This window comes from Rhodococcus quanlei (assembly GCF_055231015.1).
Window position 1 is genome coordinate 116,999 of record NZ_JBUYWD010000011.1, and the last position, 22,345, is coordinate 139,343.

The 22,345-nt window shown below is 63.6% G+C and carries 20 protein-coding genes and 1 pseudogene; 6 read left to right on the plus strand and 15 right to left on the minus strand.

Annotated features, from left to right (window positions below; genetic code table 11):
• Positions 1 to 5: 5 nt before the first annotated feature.
• From ACZI8Q_RS09445 to ACZI8Q_RS09455, 3 genes are read left to right on the plus strand one after another with little or no spacing between them, the layout of a single operon-like run.
• Positions 6 to 860, plus strand: coding sequence for an SDR family oxidoreductase (locus ACZI8Q_RS09445; protein WP_463373261.1), 855 nt, complete (start codon positions 6 to 8; stop codon positions 858 to 860).
• Positions 861 to 888: 28 nt separating this feature from the next.
• Positions 889 to 1,689 carry a crotonase/enoyl-CoA hydratase family protein gene (locus ACZI8Q_RS09450; RefSeq protein ID WP_463373262.1) on the plus strand — a complete coding sequence of 267 codons (801 nt, stop codon included), beginning with the start codon at positions 889 to 891 and terminating at the stop codon, positions 1,687 to 1,689.
• Between the two features lie 14 nt (positions 1,690 to 1,703).
• A complete protein-coding gene (locus ACZI8Q_RS09455; protein ID WP_463373496.1) occupies positions 1,704 to 2,108 on the plus strand; it encodes a PaaI family thioesterase in 405 nt (134 codons plus the stop codon).
• Positions 2,109 to 2,112: 4 nt separating this feature from the next.
• On the opposite strand, the gene ACZI8Q_RS09460 is transcribed toward ACZI8Q_RS09455, so the two are convergent.
• The 8 genes from ACZI8Q_RS09460 to ACZI8Q_RS09495 form a co-directional block, all read right to left on the minus strand.
• Positions 2,113 to 2,469 (minus strand): hypothetical protein, encoded by a 357-nt coding sequence (locus tag ACZI8Q_RS09460; RefSeq protein ID WP_463373263.1) that lies wholly within the window; start codon positions 2,467 to 2,469, stop codon positions 2,113 to 2,115.
• A gap of 120 nt (positions 2,470 to 2,589) precedes the next feature.
• The gene (locus tag ACZI8Q_RS09465) at positions 2,590 to 3,765 is read right to left on the minus strand and encodes an adenylate/guanylate cyclase domain-containing protein (RefSeq protein WP_463373264.1); all 1,176 of its coding nucleotides are present in this window, start codon (positions 3,763 to 3,765) and stop codon (positions 2,590 to 2,592) included.
• Between the two features lie 40 nt (positions 3,766 to 3,805).
• Entirely contained in the window at positions 3,806 to 4,786 is a 981-nt protein-coding gene (locus tag ACZI8Q_RS09470; RefSeq protein ID WP_463373265.1) for a pirin family protein, read from the minus strand.
• 17 nt (positions 4,787 to 4,803) lie between these two features.
• Positions 4,804 to 5,190: a MarR family winged helix-turn-helix transcriptional regulator gene (locus tag ACZI8Q_RS09475; protein ID WP_463373266.1), complete on the minus strand. Its 387-nt coding sequence runs from the start codon at positions 5,188 to 5,190 to the stop codon at positions 4,804 to 4,806.
• Positions 5,177 to 6,271 (minus strand): LLM class flavin-dependent oxidoreductase, encoded by a 1,095-nt coding sequence (locus ACZI8Q_RS09480; protein ID WP_463373267.1) that lies wholly within the window; start codon positions 6,269 to 6,271, stop codon positions 5,177 to 5,179. Before ACZI8Q_RS09480 ends, ACZI8Q_RS09475 begins: the two co-directional genes overlap by 14 nt.
• 160 nt (positions 6,272 to 6,431) lie before the next feature.
• Positions 6,432 to 7,991, minus strand: coding sequence for a DHA2 family efflux MFS transporter permease subunit (locus tag ACZI8Q_RS09485; protein ID WP_463373268.1), 1,560 nt, complete (start codon positions 7,989 to 7,991; stop codon positions 6,432 to 6,434).
• The gene (locus ACZI8Q_RS09490; RefSeq protein WP_463373497.1) at positions 7,988 to 8,395 is read right to left on the minus strand and encodes a MarR family winged helix-turn-helix transcriptional regulator; all 408 of its coding nucleotides are present in this window, start codon (positions 8,393 to 8,395) and stop codon (positions 7,988 to 7,990) included. Before ACZI8Q_RS09490 ends, ACZI8Q_RS09485 begins: the two co-directional genes overlap by 4 nt.
• Positions 8,396 to 8,519: 124 nt before the next feature.
• A complete protein-coding gene (locus ACZI8Q_RS09495) occupies positions 8,520 to 9,482 on the minus strand; it encodes an NADPH:quinone oxidoreductase family protein (RefSeq protein WP_463373269.1) in 963 nt (320 codons plus the stop codon).
• A gap of 100 nt (positions 9,483 to 9,582) precedes the next feature.
• Here ACZI8Q_RS09495 and ACZI8Q_RS09500 point away from each other — a divergent pair, with 100 nt between their 5' ends.
• Together ACZI8Q_RS09500 and ACZI8Q_RS09505 are read left to right on the plus strand one after the other, a co-directional pair.
• Positions 9,583 to 10,338 (plus strand): acyl-[acyl-carrier-protein] thioesterase, encoded by a 756-nt coding sequence (locus ACZI8Q_RS09500; RefSeq protein ID WP_463373270.1) that lies wholly within the window; start codon positions 9,583 to 9,585, stop codon positions 10,336 to 10,338.
• Between the two features lie 76 nt (positions 10,339 to 10,414).
• Complete coding sequence (locus ACZI8Q_RS09505; protein ID WP_463373271.1) at positions 10,415 to 10,912, plus strand: SixA phosphatase family protein; 498 nt, start codon at positions 10,415 to 10,417, stop codon at positions 10,910 to 10,912.
• Between the two features lie 3 nt (positions 10,913 to 10,915).
• Here the strand turns inward: ACZI8Q_RS09505 and ACZI8Q_RS09510 are convergent, their stop codons facing one another.
• From ACZI8Q_RS09510 to ACZI8Q_RS09540, 7 genes and pseudogenes are all read right to left on the minus strand, one after another.
• Positions 10,916 to 11,125 carry a hypothetical protein gene (locus ACZI8Q_RS09510; protein ID WP_463373272.1) on the minus strand — a complete coding sequence of 70 codons (210 nt, stop codon included), beginning with the start codon at positions 11,123 to 11,125 and terminating at the stop codon, positions 10,916 to 10,918.
• A 122-nt stretch (positions 11,126 to 11,247) separates the two neighbouring features.
• Positions 11,248 to 11,886 carry an HAD family acid phosphatase gene (locus tag ACZI8Q_RS09515; protein ID WP_463373273.1) on the minus strand — a complete coding sequence of 213 codons (639 nt, stop codon included), beginning with the start codon at positions 11,884 to 11,886 and terminating at the stop codon, positions 11,248 to 11,250.
• Positions 11,887 to 12,014: 128 nt separating this feature from the next.
• A pseudogene (locus ACZI8Q_RS09520) lies at positions 12,015 to 12,164 on the minus strand (DinB/UmuC family translesion DNA polymerase); the annotation flags it as partial.
• Positions 12,165 to 12,332: 168 nt separating this feature from the next.
• Positions 12,333 to 16,292, minus strand: coding sequence for a DNA-directed RNA polymerase subunit beta' (locus ACZI8Q_RS09525; RefSeq protein ID WP_463373274.1), 3,960 nt, complete (start codon positions 16,290 to 16,292; stop codon positions 12,333 to 12,335).
• 115 nt (positions 16,293 to 16,407) lie between these two features.
• Entirely contained in the window at positions 16,408 to 19,914 is a 3,507-nt protein-coding gene (gene rpoB / locus ACZI8Q_RS09530) for a DNA-directed RNA polymerase subunit beta (protein WP_463373498.1), read from the minus strand.
• 333 nt (positions 19,915 to 20,247) lie between these two features.
• Positions 20,248 to 20,784, minus strand: a complete 537-nt coding sequence (locus ACZI8Q_RS09535) for an ester cyclase (protein WP_463373275.1) — start codon at positions 20,782 to 20,784, stop codon at positions 20,248 to 20,250.
• Between the two features lie 48 nt (positions 20,785 to 20,832).
• On the minus strand, positions 20,833 to 21,789 hold the full coding sequence (locus ACZI8Q_RS09540; protein ID WP_463373276.1) for an AurF N-oxygenase family protein: 957 nt from the start codon (positions 21,787 to 21,789) through the stop codon (positions 20,833 to 20,835).
• Between the two features lie 204 nt (positions 21,790 to 21,993).
• Between ACZI8Q_RS09540 and ACZI8Q_RS09545 the strand changes: the two genes are divergently transcribed.
• Positions 21,994 to 22,329 (plus strand): DUF4873 domain-containing protein, encoded by a 336-nt coding sequence (locus ACZI8Q_RS09545; RefSeq protein ID WP_463373277.1) that lies wholly within the window; start codon positions 21,994 to 21,996, stop codon positions 22,327 to 22,329.
• Positions 22,330 to 22,345 lie beyond the last annotated feature (16 nt).

Consider the following 22,345-nt stretch of genomic DNA (forward strand, 5'->3'; position numbering starts at 1 on the left):
GTCGAATGGTGATCTCGCAGTTCGTGGCCCGGGCAGCGCTCGAACCATTGCCGTCCATCGACGGTGTCGCATCGCGTCTGCTCCGCACCGGCCACCACATCGAAGGCAAAACGGTCCTGATCACCGGCTCGTCGTCCGGTGTCGGTGAGGCCGCAGCTCACCGCCTTTCGGAGCTCGGCGCCGGCATCGTTCTCGTCGCACGCGGAGCCGAGCGGCTCGAGCACGTCCGCGACGAAATTCTCCGTTCCGGCGGAGACGCCTGGGCACTGCCCGCCGATCTCACCAATCCCCACTCGGTGAACGAGCTTCAGGCGCGGATCACCAGCGAAGTCGGCCCCATCGACGTGCTCATCAACAACGCCGGCCGCTCCATACGCAGGCCGGTCACCGAATCCTTGGACCGGTTCCACGACCTCGAACGCACCATGGCCATCAACTACTTCGGTTCCGCACGCCTCATCCGCGCGCTGCTGCCCGCCATGACCGACCGTCGGTCCGGCCACATCATCAACGTCGCGACCTGGGGTGTGCGCGCCGGGGCAATGCCGAAGTTCGCCGCCTACCACGCATCCAAGTCGGCGATTGCAGCGTTCGGCCGCGATCTCGGCGCAGAACTACACGACACCGGGGTGCATGTGAGCACCCTGCATTTCCCGCTGGTCCGCACCCCGATGATTGCGCCCACAGCAGATTACGACTCGATGGCGGCGCTCACTCCAGAAGAGGCAGCCGAATGGTTCGTCACCTCGATCAAGACTCGCCCGATCGAGATGATGCCCAGCTACACCGAGCTGCTGCGGGTGATCGACCTGTTCTCCCCACGCCTCACCGACAGGCTGGTGCGAGACTCCGGGATCTGACGAACCCCAACCGAAGGGATGCATCTCGATGAACGACGCAGTCTTGACCGAACGTGATGGCGACGTCGTCATCTGGACGCTGAACCGACCCGACGCCCGCAATCCCATCTCGGAACCGGACGTGATCGAAGCGCTCGAGGACGCGGTGGCCGCCGTCAATGCGGACGGCAGTGTTCGTGCTGCGATCATCACCGGAGCCGGAACCGCGTTCTCGTCCGGCGGGAACGTCAAGCACATGCGTGACCGCGAAGGCATGTTCGGCGGCACCCCCGCCGAACTGCGTCAGGGCTATCGGCACGGCATCCAACGCATTCCGCGAGCGCTCTACCACTGCGAAGTGCCCACGATCGCCGCGGTGAACGGCCCGGCGATCGGAGCGGGGTGCGATCTGACGCTCATGTGCGACATGCGAATCGCCTCCACCCATGCGACATTCGCCGAGAGCTTCGTCAAGGTTGGGCTCATCCCCGGCGACGGCGGCGCCTGGCTGCTCCCCCGCGCAATCGGGCAGGCGCGAGCAAGCGAAATGGCGTTCACCGGTGAGGCTGTCGACGCCGCCACCGCCTTGGAGTGGGGCCTGGTGTCCAGGCTCACCGAACCCGCCGAACTCCTGCCCGCCGCGATCGAACTGGCGAATCGTGTCGCCGCCAACCCACCTCATGTACTGCGCATGACGAAGAAGCTCATGCGCGAGGGTCAGCACCAATCGCTGGAAAGCCTTCTCGAGCTGTCTGCAGCCATGCAGGCACTGGCCCATCACACCGAAGACCACCACGAAGCCGTGGGCGCAATGCTGGATCGCCGCCCTCCGAAGTTCACCGGACAGTGAAACCCTTGACCAGCATCGACGACGCGAAGGCCGTGCTGGCAGCGCAACCGTTCAGCGTTCTGCTCGGCACACGGATCACGGAGTACGGACCAGACGGCTCCACCCTCGAGATACCGCTTCGACCTGAGCTGTTGCAGCAGTTCGGGTTCGCTCACGGCGGGGTGATCTCGTATGCCGCGGACAATGCCTTGACCTTCGCTGCAGGAGCCGCGTTGGGGCCGTCGATCGTCACCACCGGGTTCACCATCGACTACCTGCGACCCGCCCGGGGCGAACTCCTGCGGGCCACAGCGAAAGCGGTCGATGTCACCCGTCGACAGGCGTTGTGTCGGTGCGAGATCTACGTCGTCGACTCCGCGGGCGAGTCGAGATTTTGTGCCGCCGCGCAAGGTTCGGCGCGATTGATCGAACTGAAGTAGCTGGTCAGGCCGCGCCGCGACCACCGAGCCTTACCCGATGGTGCCGTTTGCCCGTGAGCATCCACCCGTTGTCGGGAACACGAGTGTCGGGGTCATGCCTTCGGATGGTGAACGAGGTGATCGGTAATCGTTCGACCAAGTGAGCGTCGGCATTGAAGCTGCCTGCATACCCCTGCTCGAACAGTGAATACGCCGTGTGGTTGATCGAGTTGACGGCCAGTGCCAACGCATCGAGGGCAGAAGGCAAAGGGCCGAAGGCGGCGAGCGAATGACCGCCGTGAACGGAGGTGCCGACTTCTGCGAAGAACAGCCAGTCGGCATCGAGATTCGAGTTTGCTGCGGGACCGGAATTGCCAGCCATATCCGCCTCACTCCCTGATCGAGGCCAGTGTGACCAAGGTAACTGAGGGCGCCGACAATTCCGGGACGCCATGCCGTACAACACAGAAAGCTTCCGCGCGACAATTGCTGCGACGCTCCGTCACGCCACCTGTCGCCGCCCGATCGCAAACAATTCCTGGGGTAGGTCGAGACCTTTGAGATGGTGCGATCCCGCTGGTTCGCACCAGAACCCGTCGGTGTCGAGTTGGTCGAAGAACTCCCTCGTCACCAACACCTCGTGAGCGGGGGTCACCGCCACCACCCGACTGGCCAGGTTCACGGGACGCCCGAACCAGTCTCCGGCGCTGTGCATCGCAGAACCCCAGGCGATCCCGGCCCGCAGAGGTGGCAGACTCGCTCCCCTGGCTGCCTCCACCAGATCCAGTGCAGCGCCGGCCAGGCAGTCTGCGTCGGGGGCCACCATCATCACCGCATCACCGATCGTCTTCACCACCCGAACCGGCGTGCTGATCACCTCCGACGCCAAGCGATCCAGGTTCTCGGCGAGCTGCCCCAGTTCGTCGGCCGTGCCCCGCTCGCCGAGCACGGTGAAACCGATCAAGTCCGCGAAGCACACCCCCATCGGACCGGCGTCGGGGAGGTGGAAATCGGCGTCCTCCGAACCGACCACGTCAGCATGAATGCGGTGCCTGATGTTGGTCGCGAGTATCTGCGCGAGCATCTGCGCCTGGTACCCGGCCAACTTGTGGACTTCTTCCGAATATCGCAGCGCCAGCTCCGGGTGCTCACGTGCAGCCTCCAGACGATCCTGTAACAGGGTGTCCGACGCGTCGGCCACCGTCCAGATGTTCCGGCTCATCACCCTTGCCGCGGCGAACATCGCCTTCTCGTCGAGCCCCAACTCGCGATACACCTGGTATGCCTGGGCCATGACCAGGTCCGCATCGTTGTAGAAGTTGCCGTCCGCCGAGATTCCGCGCCCGAGCACCCGGAACCACCGACGGACATCCAGCTCGGTGAGACCAGACAGCCGAACGACGTCCGCGAGCCCGTACTCGCCTCGCGGCGACAACGCGTGTTCGAGAAGAAGATGAGCGAGATGACCGGCACGGGTCGCATGAACCAGTTCGTCCACCGACTCGCCGGATTCGACCAACCTGGTCAGAACATCGGCGCGAACGGTACGCTCCTCGCCGGTCAGTCCGTCGAGAAGCCCGGCATCCTCGAACTCCCGAACCTGCACACGCGAGGGCGTGGCCTGCCGCAGAGACCTCGGCAGCGGTGACACCAGACGACCCGGTCGCGGAATTCGCACCACTTCATCGTCTCAGGGAATAGGTGAAACCGAGGCAGGATCAGCCACGCGGACGCAACCTGCTGTTCGGAAGCGCCGGGGCAGGCAACGGTGTCCCGTCGTACCCGTCGACGCGACCGAACCGGCGGTCCACAGCTTCGCCCTCACCGATCTCGGCCTGCCACTGCTCCCGGTACGCCACGATCTCCTCGTGGGTGCGGCCCATGAAATTCCACCACATGATCACCTGTTCACCGAGCGGTTCACCGCCCAGCACCAGCAGGCGGGCTTCCTCGTCGCCGTCGTTACGCAGTTCGAGCACCCGGTGACCGGGTGACTGATAGCCGAGTTCGGCCCAGCCGACGCGCGTGCCGGCCATCGTGGTCTCACCTCGGTCCACCAGCACACCCATTTCGTGAGTGGGATCGATGTCGAGAGACAACAGCGCTCCGGGGTCGAGCAAGATCTCCGCGCCCAGCAGCGCGGTGAACGTGTCCACGGGCGACGTCGAACCCGCCAGGCACCCGAGAAACACCCGGATCGTGGCGCCGGCGACCTCGACCGGGTCCGGTCGAAAGTGCTCGAAAGCCGGATCGGTGTCACGCGCCGCATCGGGCAACGCCACCCACAACTGGGCGCCGTGCAACGTCGTCGTCTCCGGTGTGGACACCTCGGAATGCGCGATCCCACGGCCAGCGGTCATCAAGTTCAACTCCCCCGGACGCACCATCGCATGAGTGCCCAGCGTGTCCCGATGCTCGATCTCACCGGTGAACAGCCAACTCACCGTCTGCAACCCGGTGTGCGGGTGCGGGGCCACGTTCATCCCGCCACTCACCGACACGTCGTCCGGGCCGTAATGGTCGGCGAAACACCAGGCGCCGATCAGCGACCGGGCACGCTGCGGCAGCGTCCGCCGCACCCGCATCGCACGAGGTCCACCGAGTGGCACCGTGCGAGACGTCAGGACCTGAATGCCCGACCCGGGCTGCGGTTCGTTCTCGCATCGTTGTTCGACGGGGTCGGTCTCCACATTGCTCACGCACTCCATGGTGCCCCTCACCCGTCCTGGGCAACCTGCAGTTTGCGGCACAACCCCGCCAGGACTTCGAGTTCTTCCGGTTCGAGCACCGATCCGACCGCTCGGCGAATGTGCGCCACGTGGCGGCGACCCACCACCCGCTGCACCCGCCGACCCTCCGCGGTCAGCTCCACGACGGTGCCACGCCGGTCCGCCGGATCGCCGTGCCGGGTGACCAGACCGGACGACTCCAACCTCTCCACGATCCGGCTCAACGAAGGCTGCGCCATCCGGACCGACCTGTTCAGATCCTGCAACCGCAGACACCCGTCCGGCTCCCGGAGATTGAACAGCACGTCGTACTCACGTTGGGTCACCTCCTCCCAGATATCTGCGGCCAGCGCGGTTCGATCAACCGACGACATCAGCCGACTCACGCGCAGCCTTCGACGCGGCATGCGTCGGAGGATCCTCCGGAACACCTTCCGGTCGCCGCGCAGCGAACTCCTTGCGCAGCACCGGTACCACCTCTGCGCCGAGGAGGTCGAGTTGTTCGAGAACCGTCTTCAACGGCAGACCGGCGTGATCCATCAGGAACAACTGGCGCTGGTAATCGCCGAAGAAGCCGGCGAACGTCAGCGTCTTGTCGATCACCTGCTGCGGCGAGCCCACCGTCAGCGGAGTCTGCTCGGTGAACTCTTCCATCGACGGCCCGTGCCCGTACACCGGGGCGTTGTCGAAGTAGGGACGGAACTCGTCGACAGCATCCTGCGAGTTCGGCCGCATGAACACCTGACCACCCAGTCCGACGATCGCCTGATCCGCCCGTCCGTGACCGTAGTGCTCGTAGCGTTCGCGGTAGAGGTCGATCAACTGGATGTAGTGCTCCTTGGGCCAGAAGATGTTGTTGGCGAAGAAGCCGTCACCGTGGAAGGCGGCGATCTCCGCGATCTCCGGACTCCGAATGGAGCCGTGCCACACGAACGGCGGAATGTCGTCGAGTGGGCGTGGTGTGGCTGTGAACCGTTGCAAGGGCGTGCGGTACTTGCCCTGCCAGTTCACCACTTCCTCGTCCCACAGCCTGCGCAGCAACTGATAGTTCTCGAGGGCCAGAGGGATTCCCTCACTGATGTCCTTGCCGAACCACGGATAGACGGGTGCGGTGTTACCCCGCCCCATCATGAGATCGACGCGCCCCTCGGCGAGATGCTGAAGCATCGCGTAGTCCTCGGCGATCTTCACGGGGTCGTTGGTGGTGATCAAGGTGGTGGAGGTCGACAGAATCAGATTCTCGGTCTGCGCCGCGATGTACCCGAGCATGGTGGTCGGCGACGACGGCACGAACGGCGGATTGTGGTGCTCACCGGTCGCGAACACGTCCAGACCGACGTCCTCGGCGTGTTTGGCGATGGTGGTCATCGCCTTGATCCGCTCGTGCTCGGTGGGAGCGCGACCCGTGGTCGGGTCGTGGGTCACGTCACCGACGGTGAAGATTCCGAAGTGCATGGCCGTTACTCCAAACGCTCGACATCATGCATCTGCATGAACATTTGGCTCAACCGGCCCCGAACCCCATCCATTCCAACAAACGAATGGGACGTTCGCCGCGTCGGTACGGCCGAACGTCCCATTCGTGCCCCTGATGTGGGGGGCAGGTGTGGTGCGGTCAGTGCACCGCGATCGGCGCCGCGACGGTGCCGTCTGCCTCGTCGGACTCGGGGCGAACGTACTTTCTGCGCGGCAGGAAGAACGCCGGAATCAAAGTCACCACGATGATCACCGCAGCCACCAGGAAGGTGTTGCCGAACGCGTCGGCGGCCGCACTCAGGATCTGCTCACGCAAACCGGGAGGCTGCTGGGCCGCGACCTCGGGAATGTGCTGCACAGCCACCTTCGCGGTGTCCAGATCACGGTCGAGCAACTGGTTGGTGAGCACAACCGACATCACGGCGGTACCGATCGAACCAGCGGTCTGCTGCACGATGTTCATCAACGACGAACCACGTGCGATCTGCTCGTTGGACAGCGTGACGATGGCGGCCGTCATCAGCGGCATCATCGTGCAACCCATACCGAGACCCATCACGAACAACCCGGCCATCAGCAGCCACGCCGGGGTGTCGGCGTCGACCTGAGTGAACACACTGATGCCGACGAGGATCAACGGCAGACCCGTGAGCACGATCTTGCCCGCACCGATCTTGTCGACGAGACGTCCCGCGATGGGCATCGTCAGCATCGCGCCGATACCCTGCGGAGCCATCAGCAGACCGGCGGCCAGTGTGGTGTTGCCGCGCACCTGGATGAAGTAACTGGGAAACAGCAGTCCTGCGCCCATGAACGCAACGATGAACAAGGACGTCGTGATCACCGCAAACGTGAGTTGGCGGTTCTTGAACAGGCGCAGATCGATGAGCGGATGCGCCTTGTTCAGTGCGTGGAACACGAAGGCGGCGATCAAGGCCAATCCGACACCGGCCGACACCAGGACCCGCGCCGAGGCGACCGTGCCGACCTCCGGAATCGAGGACACACCGAACAAGAACAGTGCGAGGCCGGGCGAGAGCAGCAGCATGCCGACGAAGTCGAACGATTCCGAGGGCGAGGGCTTGTCCGAGGGAAGGATCCAGTACGCCGCAGCAAGGGCGATGATGCCGATCGGCAGGTTGATCAGGAAGATCCAGTGCCAGCTCGCGCTCTCGATGAGCCAGCCGCCGAGGATCGGGCCGCCGATGGGGCCGAGCAGCATCGGGATACCGAGAACTGCCATGACTCGGCCCACTCGTTCCGGGCCGGCCGCGCGGGTCATGATCGTCATTCCGAGTGGCATCAACATGCCGCCGCCGAATCCCTGCAGGACACGGAAGACGATCAGCGATGTGATGTCCCAGGCCATGCTGCAGAGAACCGAGCCAATGATGAACAGCACCAACGCGGTGATGTACAGGCGCTTGGTTCCGAATCGATCGGCCGCCCATCCCGTCAGCGGAATGACGGTGGCCAGAGCGAGGGTGTACCCCGTCATCGTCCAGGCGACTGTCGCGTAGGTCGCTTCGAACTCGGTCGAGAAGGTGGACAGAGCAACGCTGACCACGGTCACGTCGAGGATCGACATGATGGCACCGAGGACCACCACCGAGGCGATCTTCAGAACTTTGGCGTCGAGCTTGTCCGGCACCGCGTTGCGCTGGTCGGGCGCATTTGCCCCAACATCCGGTGAGGTCATCGGGAATTCTCCTGTGTCAGTACAGGCAGGCTCTCACCTGCGAGAATGGGGTTGAGTGCCTCGATCAAACGTTGCCGATCCAATTCGGGCACCGTCGACGCGAACCGTCGCAGGTGATCCCGCTTGCACTCGAGGTGAGTCGTCGCGACGGTGCGTCCCGCCTCCGACAAGGAAACCCGTTTGATCCGCCGGTCGGACGCGTCCTCCCGCCGGCATGCAAGCCCCTGTGTGACGAGTTGATCGACGTTGCGACCGGCGGCGGCGACCGACAAACTCAACCGCTCCGCCAACTCGTTGATCGGGAGGTCACCATCCCACGAGAGCACGAAAAGCATTCTTACCTGCGAAAACGGCAAGTCCAGCGACACCAGGACGTCCATCGACTCCGGTTCGCTGGCACTCATCAAGCGAGCGAAGAACTCGTCGAGGACCTCGAAAAGGTCTTCAGGGGTAGCTGCAGGCACCGCGAAATACTACCGTTTGCGCAACTATTGCAGAAACGTTAGCTATCCCACATCCGGGTACGGCTCATTCCTGAACGAGCACGCCCTTCCCGAGGATCTTCCCCTCTTCGAGATCTGCGAGCGCCCGGCCTGCGTCGTCCAACGAGTAGCGCGCGGTCACCACCGGGCGCATACCCCGCTCGACATGCCGCACCAGTGCCCCGTGCATTTCCTCCATCCCCGATGGATTCCGCATGACGAACTCTCCCCACGCCGCCCCCATCACGGTGATGTTGCGGAACAGGACACGATTCATCTTCAACTGTGGGATACCCCCACCGGCGAACCCGATCACCACGAGACGCCCTTCCGGGGCGAGCACTCGCACAGCCTCGTCGAACGCATCGCCGCCTACCGGGTCGATCACGACCTCGGCACCGCCGCCGGTCACGGTGCGTACCCGCTCACCCCAGCCCTGCTGGAGTTGCACCACCTCGTCGGCCCCGAGTCCGCGCAGAAACTCTTCCGCACCTGTGCGGCGAACCACAGCGATCACACGGGCGCCGTGCGCGGACGCCAACTGGATCGCCGCCGTGCCGACACCTCCCGCCGCACCGAGGACCACGACCGTCTCGCCCGCACGCAACTTCGCGCGCCGCGCCAGCGCAAACTCCATCGTCTGATAGTTGATCGTCATCGACGCCGCCTCGGCGAAACCGAGTTCGTCCGGAATACGCAACGCCTGTCCCGGCGCAACTGCGACCGTCTCCGCAAAGCTGCCCACCAAAGTGTCGGCGAGGACACGGTCTCCGGCCTGCAAGCCACTGCCGTCGGGCGCAGACAACACCACCCCCGCGGCTTCCGAACCCGGGACGAACGGCAACTCCGGACGCATCTGGTACTTGCCGTAGGTGATCAACAGATCGGGAAAACACACGCCGGACGCCTTGACGTCGATCAGAACCCGACCCGCGGGGTCCGGATCAGGAACGTCTTGCAAAGACATTCCGCTGGGGCCCGTCAATTCCGACAACACCATCGCGCGCATGGGTTCGACACTAGCCGCATGACTGGGTGATTGCGGATACTGTTCACGAACAGATCAGCTCACACCAGATAGGCCCGACCCCTCGACGTGAGGAGCATCAGTGGAACTCGAGCGACCGTTGGCAGAGCGCAGGGACGGTGCGCGGGTCTTCCGCACCTCCCGCGAGATTCGCACCGGGGACATCGATGCCGGACGCCGCCTGCGTCTCGACGGCATCGCTCGCTACCTGCAAGACATCGGCATCGACAATCTCGAGGCCCTCGACGTCTTCGAGAGTCATCCACTGTGGATCGTGCGACGCACCGTGATCGACGTGGTTCGTCCCGCCACCTGGCCGGAACGAATCGAACTCAGCCGATGGTGCACCGCCTTCTCCACCCGCTGGGCCGACATGCGGGTGCGCATCGAGGGTTCGAAGGGTGCACTGTTCGAAACCGAGGGCTTCTGGATCAATATCAGCCCGGATACCGGGATGCCGACCCGTATGAGCGACACGTTCATCGAGGGAATCGCCGGATCCACGGACGAGCACCGCCTCAAATGGAAGCGCGCACTCACCGAGGACGCACCGGACGCGGGCGCAGGCGTCGAGGACACACCGTTTCCACTGCGCGCCACCGACCTCGACCCGTTCGACCACGTGAACAACGCCGTCTATTGGCAGGCAGTGGAAGAGGTGCTGGGCACGGAACTTCGGTCTCGTCCCCATCGCGCAGTGATCGAGTATCTGGCGCCCGTTCAATCCTCCGACAAGGTCGTGCTGCGCACTCGCCGAGACGATGGCGGCGTCACCGTCTGGTTCCTCGTCGACGACAAGGCACGTGCGGTTGCCTACGTCGGAGCGCTCCCCGTTTGATCGACCGGCTGTGATTACCGCCCGGTAGCCGACGGCGTGCGCGGACACCGGACGGAGCGTGGTTTAGTCTCTGCCCATGACCGCGAATCGCACCCTCGTCTTGATGCGTCACGGAAAGTCCGGCTACCCGGAAGGTGTGGCCGACCACGACCGGCCCCTCGCGGAGCGCGGTGTGCGCGAGGCCGGACTGTCCGGCGAGTGGTTGCGCGGCAACCTTCCCCAGATCGACACCGTACTGTGTTCGACGGCGCTGCGGACGCGGCAAACGCTCGAAGCCGCCGGGATCGAAGCACCGACCCAGTTCTTGCGCCAGCTCTACGGCGCGTACCCGCCCGAGATCATCACAGACATCAGCGAGGTCGACGAGTCGGTGCAGACTCTGCTCGTGGTGGGGCACGCACCTGGAATGCCGACGACTGCACTCGATCTCACAGCAGACCCGGACAGCGCGAACGCACGGGCCATCCGCGAAAAGTTTCCCACTTCGGCACTGGCAGTACTGTCGGTCGAAGGCGATTGGGCCGACCTCACCGCGGGCGCAGCCTCACTCGTCACCTTCCACGTGCCGAGATAGCTGTCAGATGACCTTCTTCAGCACGAATGCGCCGCCACCGATGACGAGTACGAGCAACAGGGCGGGCCAGAATCCCAACAACCACCACACGACCCCGAACACGATCAGAGCCGGCGCGGCGGTGATCAAGGCGATCATGGGGTTTTCGCGCACCACTTCGAGAGCCGTGCCTGCGTTGCGGCGATTGAGTCCACCACGATTGTTCTGGGACATATCGTCTCCGTTCGATGGGTCGGGTTCTGCGCGCTCGGCACCTTGTCCCCGAGCGTAGTCGCACTGCGACCGAACGCGCCGTCCGACCGATACAGGGACGAGTTGTCTGCAGTGACGGTTCGCTAGCTCAGGGCACCGTCGTAGTCCGGCAGCTTGAAGGTGCGTTCCGCGTGCCCGCCGCCGAGGTCGCTGGCGTTGTTACCGATGTTGGCCACGATGGTGTATCCCTGCGATTCGATGTCGGCGCGCGCTGCCGTCTTGTAAGCCTGAAGATCGAAGAACTCGACGAGGTCGGTCTGATAGAGCCCATCAACCGGATAGCCGACCGAGATCAAATTCGGTCGGGTGATCGGCTCGAGAAAGTCGAACCGTCCGGTTACGAAGAAGATTGCGGCGCCGCGCTCCTCGGCCAGCTCGGCGACTTCCAACATGGGCTGCAGCGCCGGTATGCGAGCAAGGTCGAAATTGTAGTGCGTCTCGAGGGTGGTGTTGTCGATGTCGAACACGACCGCGGGCTTGCCGGTCGTGGGCAGTCGCTGCTCGAGGTATGCCTTCGCCTCCTCGGCAACGGGAACAACGTCCGAGATCCAGGTTTCGTAGCTCGGCTCACCCGTCTGAAGGCTTCCGATCGGTCGCAGGGTGTTCGGGGCGGCGGCCGGAGCAGGGCTGGGTTCGATCGGATCAGCCGTCGCCGTTGCCGGCGCCCAAGACAATCCGACGGTGACTGCTGCAACGATGAAACTGGCACGCAGGCTTCGCAAATCGACTCCTCGACACTGGGAATGATCACAACGAGCCCTAAACCTAACCACCCGGCCAACTCTGCGTCCCAGTTTTCGAGAAGTGCGAGTTGCCGGCTCCGCGGCAGCTGTTCGGTGACGGTAGGGACCAACTCGACCCGCACGCCGAGCAACCGCACCGACCGATCGAGCTCGAACCGGTCGAGAACCATCAGCGCAGCTTCCTCGGCCTCGTCGATGTCCGTGGTGGGAGCGGCAAGCTTGGCGGTCTTGGTTCTGGTGAAGAACCCCGGAGGTCGTCCGTCGAATGGTCCGCCATCACCGCCATCCAGTTGGCCTCAGTGAGTCGGTAAACGCCGAAGGCCCGAGCCCCGTACGAGGCACTCGCCACCACACAGCTCAGCGTAGTGAGACACACGAAAGCCCCGCACTCGTCATCGAGTGCGGGGCTTTCGTTCGGCTACCGGTCAGCGGTAGTCGTTGCTGAATCCGTAGTCGTCCAGCGGAACTGCAGCACCGGTGTTCTGGCCGAAACCGTCCGGGCTGTAGTACTGGTCGTCGTAGGACGGCACCGCGTACGCGGCAGCACGTGCCTCTTCGGTCGGCTGAACCTGGATGTTGCGGTAACGGTTGATACCGGTACCGGCAGGGATCAGCTTACCGATGATCACGTTCTCCTTGAGACCGATCAGCTTGTCCGAGCGGCAGTTGATAGCCGCATCGGTCAGCACGCGAGTGGTCTCCTGGAAGGACGCTGCCGACAGCCACGAATCGGTTGCCAGCGATGCCTTGGTGATACCCATGAGCACCGGACGTCCGGCCGCGGGCTCGCCACCCTCGGCCACGACGCGACGGTTGGCCGCCTCGAACTCGGCACGCTCGGTGAGCGAACCGGGCAGGAACTCGGTCGCACCCGAATCGATGATTGTCACGCGACGCAGCATCTGGCGAACGATCGTCTCGATGTGCTTGTCGTGAATCGACACACCCTGGCTCCGGTACACCTCCTGGACCTCGTTCACGAGGTGGATCTGCACCTGACGGGGGCCCATGACACGCAGCACCTCATGCGGGTCGGCGGCACCTTCCATCAGCTGCTGTCCGACCTCGACGTGGTCGCCGTCGGCGAGCAGGCGCTCGGTGCCGTCGTCGTGCTTGAAGACACGCAGACGCTGCCGCTTCGAGAGCTTGTCGTAGACAACCTCTTCGCCACCATCGTCCGGGATGATGGTGATCTTGTAGAAGCGATCGCCGTCCTCGAGCTGTACCCGGCCGGTGACGTCCGCAATCGGTGCCTTGCCCTTCGGGACACGAGCCTCGAACAACTCCTGGACACGCGGCAGACCACCGGTGATGTCGTCTCCGGCGACACCACCCTGGTGGAAGGTACGCATCGTCAACTGGGTACCGGGCTCACCGATGGACTGAGCGGCGACGATACCGACGGCCTCACCGATGTCGACCAGCTTGCCGGTGGCCATCGAACGGCCGTAGCAGGTTGCGCAGACGCCGGTTCCGGTGGTGCAGGTGAGCACCGAACGGACCTTGACGTTGGTGATGCCGGCTGCAAGCAGCGCGTCGATTGCCGGGTCGCCCAGGTCGTGACCACGCTCGACGACGACGTTGCCGTTCTCGTCGAGCGCGTCGGCGGCCAGGGTGCGGGCGTAGGTGCTGGTCTCGACGTGTGCATCGCGAATCAGCGTGCCGTCGGCCTGCTTCTCGGCGATCGTCGTGACGATGCCACGCTCGGTTCCGCAGTCGACCTCGCGGACGATGACGTCCTGCGAAACGTCCACCAGACGACGGGTCAGGTAGCCCGAGTCGGCGGTGCGGAGCGCGGTATCTGCCAGACCCTTGCGGGCGCCGTGCGTGTTGATGAAGTACTCGAGAACGGTCAGGCCTTCCTTGAAGGAAGACTTGATCGGACGCGGAATGAACTCACCCTTCGGGTTGGTCACCAAGCCCTTCATACCGGCGAGCGAACGAACCTGAGTCATGTTGCCGGCGGCGCCGGACTTCACGATCATCGGGATCGGGTTGTCGTCGGGGAAGTGAGCTTCCATGGCCTTACCGACCTCGTCGGTGGCCTCGGACCAGATTTTGACCAGTGCGCTGTTGCGCTCGGCCCTGTTGAGAGCACCGCGCTGGTACTTCTTCTCGATCTGGTCTGCCTGGCCCTCGAAGGACTCCATGATCTGAGCCTTCTCCGGCGGCACGAGGACGTCGGAAATCGAGACCGTGACACCCGAACGCGTGGCCCAGTAGAAGCCTGCATCCTTGAGCTTGTCGACGGTCTGCGCAACCACGATCATCGGGTACCGCTCGGCGAGATCGTTGATGATCGTCGCCTGACGCTTCTTCGGCATCTGCTCGTTGATGTACGGGTAGTCCGCCGGAAGCAGCTCGTTGAACAACACGCGACCCAGAGTGGTCTCCGCAGTCCAGCCGTCACCGTAGGTCCAGCCCTCGGGGAACAGCTCCGCCTCGAGGTCCTTGGGCGGACGCTGCGTGGTCAGCCGAACCTTGATCCGCGCCTGGATGGCGAGCGAACCACGGTCGACGGCCATCTGAGCCTCGGCCGGCGAGGAGTAGACACCCTGCTCCGCCTCGTCCTTGGTCGGCGCGGCGAGCTGGCCGAGCGCATCCTCGTCGAGACGCGTCAGGTGGAACAGACCGGTCACCATGTCCAGACGCGGCATGGCGAGCGGACGACCCGATGCGGGCGAAAGGATGTTGTTCGACGACAACATCAGCACACGAGCCTCGGCCTGCGCCTCCGCGGACAGCGGAAGGTGCACGGCCATCTGGTCACCGTCGAAGTCGGCGTTGAACGCCTCACACACGAGCGGGTGGAGCTGGATGGCCTTGCCCTCGACGAGCTGCGGCTCGAATGCCTGAATACCCAGGCGGTGCAGCGTAGGCGCACGGTTGAGCAACACCGGGTGCTCGGCGATGACCTCTTCGAGGACGTCCCACACCTGCGGACGCTGACGCTCGACCATCCGCTTCGCCGACTTGATGTTCTGCGCGTGGTTCAGATCGACCAAACGCTTCATCACGAACGGCTTGAACAGCTCGAGAGCCATCAGCTTCGGCAGACCGCACTGGTGCAGCTTGAGCTGCGGACCGACCACGATCACGGAACGACCCGAGTAGTCGACGCGCTTACCGAGCAGGTTCTGACGGAAACGACCCTGCTTGCCCTTGAGCAGATCGCTCAGGGACTTCAGCGGCCGGTTGCCCGGTCCGGTAACAGGCCTGCCCCGGCGTCCGTTGTCGAACAACGCGTCCACGGACTCCTGCAGCATCCGCTTCTCGTTGTTGACGATGATCTCGGGCGCACCGAGGTCGATCAGTCGCTTGAGGCGGTTGTTGCGGTTGATCACGCGGCGGTACAGGTCGTTGAGGTCGGACGTCGCGAAACGTCCACCATCGAGCTGCACCATCGGACGCAGCTCCGGCGGAATCACCGGAACCGCACCGAGAACCATGCCCATCGGCGACGAGTTCTCGTTGGCCTGGAACGCGGCGACAACCTTGAGACGCTTGAGCGCGCGGAGCTTCTTCTGCCCCTTGCCGCTGCGAATGGTCTCGCGCAGGTTGTCTGCCTCGGCGGCGATGTCGAAGTTCTCCAGAAGCTTCTGGATCGACTCGGCACCCATGGCACCGGTGAAGTACTCGCCGTAACGGTCGACCAGCTCGCGGTACAGGAGCTCGTCGACGATGAGCTGCTTCACGCTCAGCTTGGTGAAGGTGTTCCAGATCTCCTCGAGACGATCCAGCTCACGCTGCGCACGGTCACGGAGCTGACGCATCTCGCGCTCGCCGCCGTCCTTGACCTTGCGGCGCACATCCGACTTCGCACCCTCGGCCTCGAGCTCGGCGATGTCCGCCTCGAGCTTCTGGGCGCGGGCTTCGAGATCGGCGTCACGCTGATCGGCGACGGTCTTCTTCTCGACCTGCATCTCCGCCTCGAGCGTGGACAGCTCGTTGTGACGCAGTTCCTCGTCGATACCGACGATGACGTACGCGGCGAAGTAGATGATCTTCTCGAGATCCTTCGGCGCCAGATCCAGCAGGTAGCCGAGACGGCTGGGCACACCCTTGAAGTACCAGATGTGCGTGACCGGTGCCGCGAGCTCGATGTGACCCATCCGCTCACGACGAACCTTCGCACGCGTCACCTCGACGCCGCAGCGCTCACAGATGATGCCCTTGAAACGAACACGCTTGTACTTACCGCAGTAGCACTCCCAGTCCCTGGTGGGGCCGAAGATCTTCTCGCAGAAGAGGCCGTCCTTCTCAGGCTTGAGCGTGCGGTAGTTGATCGTCTCCGGCTTCTTGACCTCGCCGTAGGACCAATTGCGGATGTCCTCAGCGCTGGCGAGGCCAATGCGGAGTTCATCGAAGAAGTTGACGTCGAGCACGTAACTTCCTTTCCCCAGAGGGATTGCGGATCAGCGGGGACCGCCGAATCCTGTCTGCCAATTCAAATGTGAACTACGCCCCCGGGCGGCGTCGCCACCCCCCGGGGACCGAAATCTAGTTCGCGAGGTCGTCGACCGTCGCCGCCTCGTTCCTGGACAGGTTGATGCCCAGGTTCGCTGCGGCCCGCTCCAGGTCCTCGTCGTCACCGTCCGCCATCGCGATGGCCGCACCGTCCGAGGACAGCACCTCCACGTTCAAGCAGAGCGACTGGAGCTCCTTCAGGAGCACCTTGAACGACTCGGGAATACCCGGTTCCGGGATGTTCTCGCCCTTGACGATCGCCTCGTACACCTTCACGCGACCCACCACGTCGTCCGACTTGATGGTGAGCAGTTCCTGCAGCGTGTAAGCCGCGCCGTACGCCTGCATCGCCCAGCACTCCATCTCACCGAAGCGCTGGCCACCGAACTGGGCCTTACCGCCGAGCGGCTGCTGGGTGATCATCGAGTACGGACCGGTCGAACGAGCGTGGATCTTGTCGTCGACCAAGTGGTGCAGCTTGATGATGTACATGTAGCCGACCGACACGGGATACGGGAACGGCTCGCCGGAACGGCCGTCGAACAACGTGGCCTTTCCATCGCGCTGAACCATCGCCTCGCCGTCACGGTTCGGCAGGGTCGAGCTCAGCAGACCCGTGAGCTCGTCCTCCTTGGCACCGTCGAACACCGGGGTGGCGATGTTCGAGTCGGCCGGAGCGGACAGCATCTCCTCCGGCAGCGTCGCAGCCCAATCGGGACGCGAGCCGTCGTCGGCGACCTGAATGTTCCAACCGGTCTTACCGATCCATCCGAGGTGAGTCTCGAGCACCTGACCGATGTTCATACGACGCGGAACACCGTGGGTGTTCAAGATGATGTCGATCGGAGTGCCGTCGGGCAGGAACGGCATGTCCTCCTGCGGGAGGATCCTGCCGATGACGCCCTTGTTGCCGTGGCGACCGGCGAGCTTGTCACCGTCCTGGATCTTGCGCTTCTGCGCAACGTAGACGCGGACCAACTCGTTGACACCGGGAGGCAGATCGTCGTCGTCATCACGCGAGAACACGCGGATACCGATGACCTTGCCGGTCTCACCGTGCGGCACCTTGAGGGATGTGTCGCGAACCTCGCGCGCCTTCTCACCGAAGATCGCACGAAGCAGACGCTCCTCCGGGGTCAGCTCGGTCTCGCCCTTCGGCGTGACCTTTCCGACCAGGACGTCACCGTCACGGACCTCGGCACCGATGCGGATGATGCCACGCTCGTCGAGGTCGGCGAGGACCTCGTCAGAGACATTCGGGATGTCACGAGTGATCTCCTCGGCACCGAGCTTGGTGTCGCGGGCATCGATCTCGTGCTCCTCGATGTGGATCGAGGTGAGGACGTCCTCTTCCACGAGACGCTGCGACAGGATGATCGCGTCCTCGTAGTTGTGGCCTTCCCACGGCATGAATGCGACGAGGAGGTTCTTGCCGAGCGCCATCTCGCCGTTCTCGGTGCAAGGACCGTCCGCGAGAACCTGACCGGCCTCGACACGCTGGCCCTCGTCGACGATCGGACGCTGGTTGGCGCAAGTGCCCTGGTTGGAACGCGCAAACTTACGCATCCGGTAGGTGGTCCGGCTGCCGTCGTCTGCCATGACGGTGACGTAGTCGGCGGAAATCTCCTCGACCACACCGCTCTTCTCGGTGACGATGACGTCGCCGGCGTCCACGGCGGCACGCAGCTCCATGCCGGTACCGACCAGCGGAGCCTCGCTGCGCACCAGCGGCACCGCCTGACGCTGCATGTTGGCGCCCATGAGGGCACGGTTGGCGTCGTCGTGCTCGACGAACGGAATCATCGCGGTCGCGACCGACACCATCTGACGCGGCGAGACGTCCATGTATTCGATCTCGCTGGGCGAAACCAACTCGACCTCGCCACCACGACGACGGCAGAGCACCTGGTCCTCGATGAAGGTCCCGTCGGCGTCGACGGCCGCATTGGCCTGCGCCTTGACGTAACGATCCTCTTCGTCGGCGGTGAGGTAGACGATCTCCTCGGTGGCCTTACCGTCGATGACCTTGCGGTACGGCGCCTCGATGAAACCGAACGGGTTGACCCGCGCGTACACCGAGAGCGAACCGATCAGACCGATGTTCGGCCCCTCAGGGGTCTCGATCGGGCACATGCGACCGTAGTGCGACGGGTGAACGTCTCGCACCTCGAGGCCGGCACGCTCACGGGACAGACCACCCGGGCCGAGAGCCGAAAGACGACGCTTGTGCGTCAGGCCCGACAGCGGGTTGTTCTGGTCCATGAACTGCGACAGCTGCGAAGTTCCGAAGAACTCCTTGATCGCTGCCACGACCGGACGAATGTTGATCAGGGTCTGCGGCGTGATGGCCTCGACGTCCTGCGTGGTCATGCGCTCGCGAACGACGCGCTCCATGCGGGACAGACCCACGCGGATCTGGTTCTGGATGAGCTCGCCGACGGTACGCAGACGGCGGTTGCCGAAGTGGTCGATGTCGTCGACCTCGACCGGAACCTCTTCGCCGCCGGGGACGGTCATCGTGGTGTCACCGGCGTGCAGACGCACCAGGTACTCGATGGTCGCGACGATGTCTTCCTCGGTGAGGGTCGATGCGACGATCGGCTGCCCGGAGTTCAGGCCCAGCTTCTTGTTGATCTTGTAGCGGCCCACACGAGCGAGGTCGTAGCGCTTGTCCTTGAAGAACAGGTTCTCCAGGAGGGTCTGCGCGCTCTCCTTGGTCGGCGGCTCGCCCGGACGCAGCTTGCGGTAGATGTCGAGGAGTGCCTCGTCGGTACCGGCAGTGTTGTCCTTCTCCAAGGTGGCCATGAGGATCTCCGAGAAGCCGAAACGCTCGGTGATCTGCTCGGTGGTCCAGCCGAGCGCCTTCAGCAGCACGGTGACCGGCTGGCGACGCTTGCGGTCGATGCGCACACCAACTGTGTCACGCTTGTCGACGTCGAACTCGAGCCATGCACCACGGCCCGGGATGACCTTGACGCTGTGCAGGTCCTTCTCTGTGGTCTTGTCCACTGAGTGGTCGAAGTAGACGCCCGGGGAACGCACCAGTTGCGAGACCACGACACGCTCGGTGCCGTTGATGATGAACGTGCCCTTGTCGGTCATCATCGGGAAGTCACCCATGAAGACCGTCTGGCTCTTGATCTCACCGGTGTTGTTGTTGATGAACTCTGCGGTGACGAACAACGGCGCCGCGTAGGTCATGTCTTTGTCTTTGCACTCGTCCGTCGAGGCCTTCACCTCGTCGAAACGCGGGTCCGAGAAGGACAGAGACATCGAGCCCGAGAAGTCCTCGATCGGAGAAAGCTCCGTGAGGATGTCCTCGAGGCCGCCGGAGACTGCGCTGTCGCCGCGCGCTTCAGCGCGCTCACGCCAGTTCTGCGCACCGACCAACCACTCGAACGAATCGGTTTGTAGATCAAGAAGCCCGGGAACTTCGAGGGGCTCGCGAATCTTCGCGAACGAAACCCTCTTCGGGGCTCCGGGGATTCCGGAAACTGCCTTGGTCTGGCTAGAGACTGCCAAGATGCGTCCTTCCAGCACCTCACGCGGGCCGCTCTTGCTGTTGCGACCGCCGCTGTATCTGCTTCGAATTTCGCTGGTCACAACCCGAACGAAACTCGCCACAAAGACTGAGGAGAACGTATCTCACAGCTATGCAAACGAAGGGTGGACAGGAGGCAGCCAGCGCAACGTCCAAAAGTACACCCAATCTCGAGAGATGTCGAGTCGGGTATCCGAACAGCGCCTGCCCCGGTGCCGCGATGCGCCTGTCCGCGCAAGTTCACGGAACAGAGTGACCCCAAACGCCCCCGCCGTCAAGATTCCGCACGGCGTTTCGTCGGTGAATCACACGGCACGAATCACACACGGCACCTAACGGCCGAGAAGTCCGAACAGCTTCTTGGTCCCACTCATCTTGGCCATCATGCGCTCGGCCCTGCTGTGCATCGGCGGCATCACACCCAACTGGCGTTGCAGGTCGGCCATGTCCCATCCGATCCACACAGCGGACACCTTGACCCCGTCGTACTCCTGTACGTCGAATCCGCGAACGCAGATGCGCTTGCCGGTCGGCGCAAGCCCCGGAGGCTCGATCACGCCGGTGTGTGTGGCCGTCATCTCCCACGCGAACGACGCACGCCGGCCGTCGGGGTCCACCATCACGCCACCATCGCGTTCGAAATGCACATCCGGGAATGCAACCAACATGTGTTCGATGAAGGCCCGTGCCTCGTCATGATCGCGCATGACCGTCGGCCAGCCACTGTCGGTGTACTCACAATCGGGCGTCATCAGATCGAGCACCCGGTCAGGGTCGCCCGAGTTCCATGCACCCAGCCACGCGTCCGCGAATCGCACAGCGACGCCTGCGGCGCCTTCCCGCACAGCGGCCGATGAATCATTCGACATCACTTTCTTCTCCCCTGACTGTCTGGACGAGGTCATCGGGCACGACTCCTACACGAGGTCATCGGGCATGCCTTTGGTCATACGCCACAACTTCTTCGTGAGGAATCCTTCGTACATACCGACGTCGACGAAGAAGCGGGCCATCGGCTCGCAGTAGTACTGAACGTTCGTCTTGTAGTGCGGCCCGCGCCTGGCCGCCCGCATGCCCCGCAGCGGCCCGATCCCGACCGACTTGTAGACGGAACCCGGTACCAGCAACGGGAACACCAGCAAAGCCAACAACGCCAGACACATGCGGTGCGGTGCCCGTCGAAATCGTCCCCGCGATTCCATCCCGCGCCGCACCTCGTCGCGCGCGAACGCGATGTGACGAGCCTCTTCCATCACGTGAAGCCGCATCATCTGACGCACGTGCGGCTGGATGTCCGGATCGTTCATGGACTCACGCTGAGCCCGGTCGAGGATCTCCTCGATGAGCATCACCGAACCGTAGGCAAACGGACCGAGCGGAACGAACGAGATGAAGCGCAGCAGATACAGTCGCCACTTCGGCTGGCGGTAGTGCTCCACACCCATCTTGGACAGCAGGCGCGCGAACATGATGGAGTGGCGCGCTTCCTCCGCCGTCTCGGTGAGCGCGTACTGAGAACGCTTGTCCATGAGCCCACCCTCGGTGACACTGCGCAGGAACATCAGGCCGACCCAGCACTCCGCATAGATCGCGAAACTCAGAATGCTGGCCAGCTCCTGCCTGCCCAGCTCGGTTCGTTGTTCGGCCGTCAGCCTCTCCCACAAGGCCGTTCCGTACAACGACGTTCGATGCTCCGGGAGCCACACCTTCCCCTCTTCGAACGGGGCGTCCCAATCGATGTCCACGATCGGATCGAAGAACTTCTCCGCAGAAGATTTCAGGAGCCGGCCCGCAACTCTGTCACGGTCGGCGACCCCGCCGACCGCAGCCGTGACGGATGCGCCGGAACTCGTCTCACCATCGGTCTTTGTCACGAAACTCCCCCTGGCGTAATGGTTTTCATTCGTTCATCCGACGTTGTCGGTACCGTAGATCCGATTCACTGGACAGCAGTAACGTATACCACTACGGTTCCCCGAAGTGACCGAACGCACAAGCTTCGCGGTCCGTTCACGAACGGTCCAAATACGTTTTGCTCGAACATCATTCAGATTTCAACAACTTGCATGGGATGACGTATGAACAACCGGGTGAACGAACTCGCCGCAGATGCCGATGACGGTTACCACGGCGCGGCGACGATCGAATTCGACTGCTTGACAATCGATGTCGAAGTGACACTCCACGGACATCCACAACCGATAGACGGGATCTACCGCTGGTACGGGCGCACAGCCGAGAACGCTCGGTTGTCCGAACACCTGAACGGACGCAAGGCAACAGCCACGATCCGCACGGCCACAGGCTCTGCACCCGCCAGCGTCGGCGAACCCGACGTCTGGGACAGGTATCGCATCATCGGCCGCAGTCGACCACCGTTTCACCTGTCGGATCCCACTGCGCCGACCACCTGAATCCGATTGCCCGATA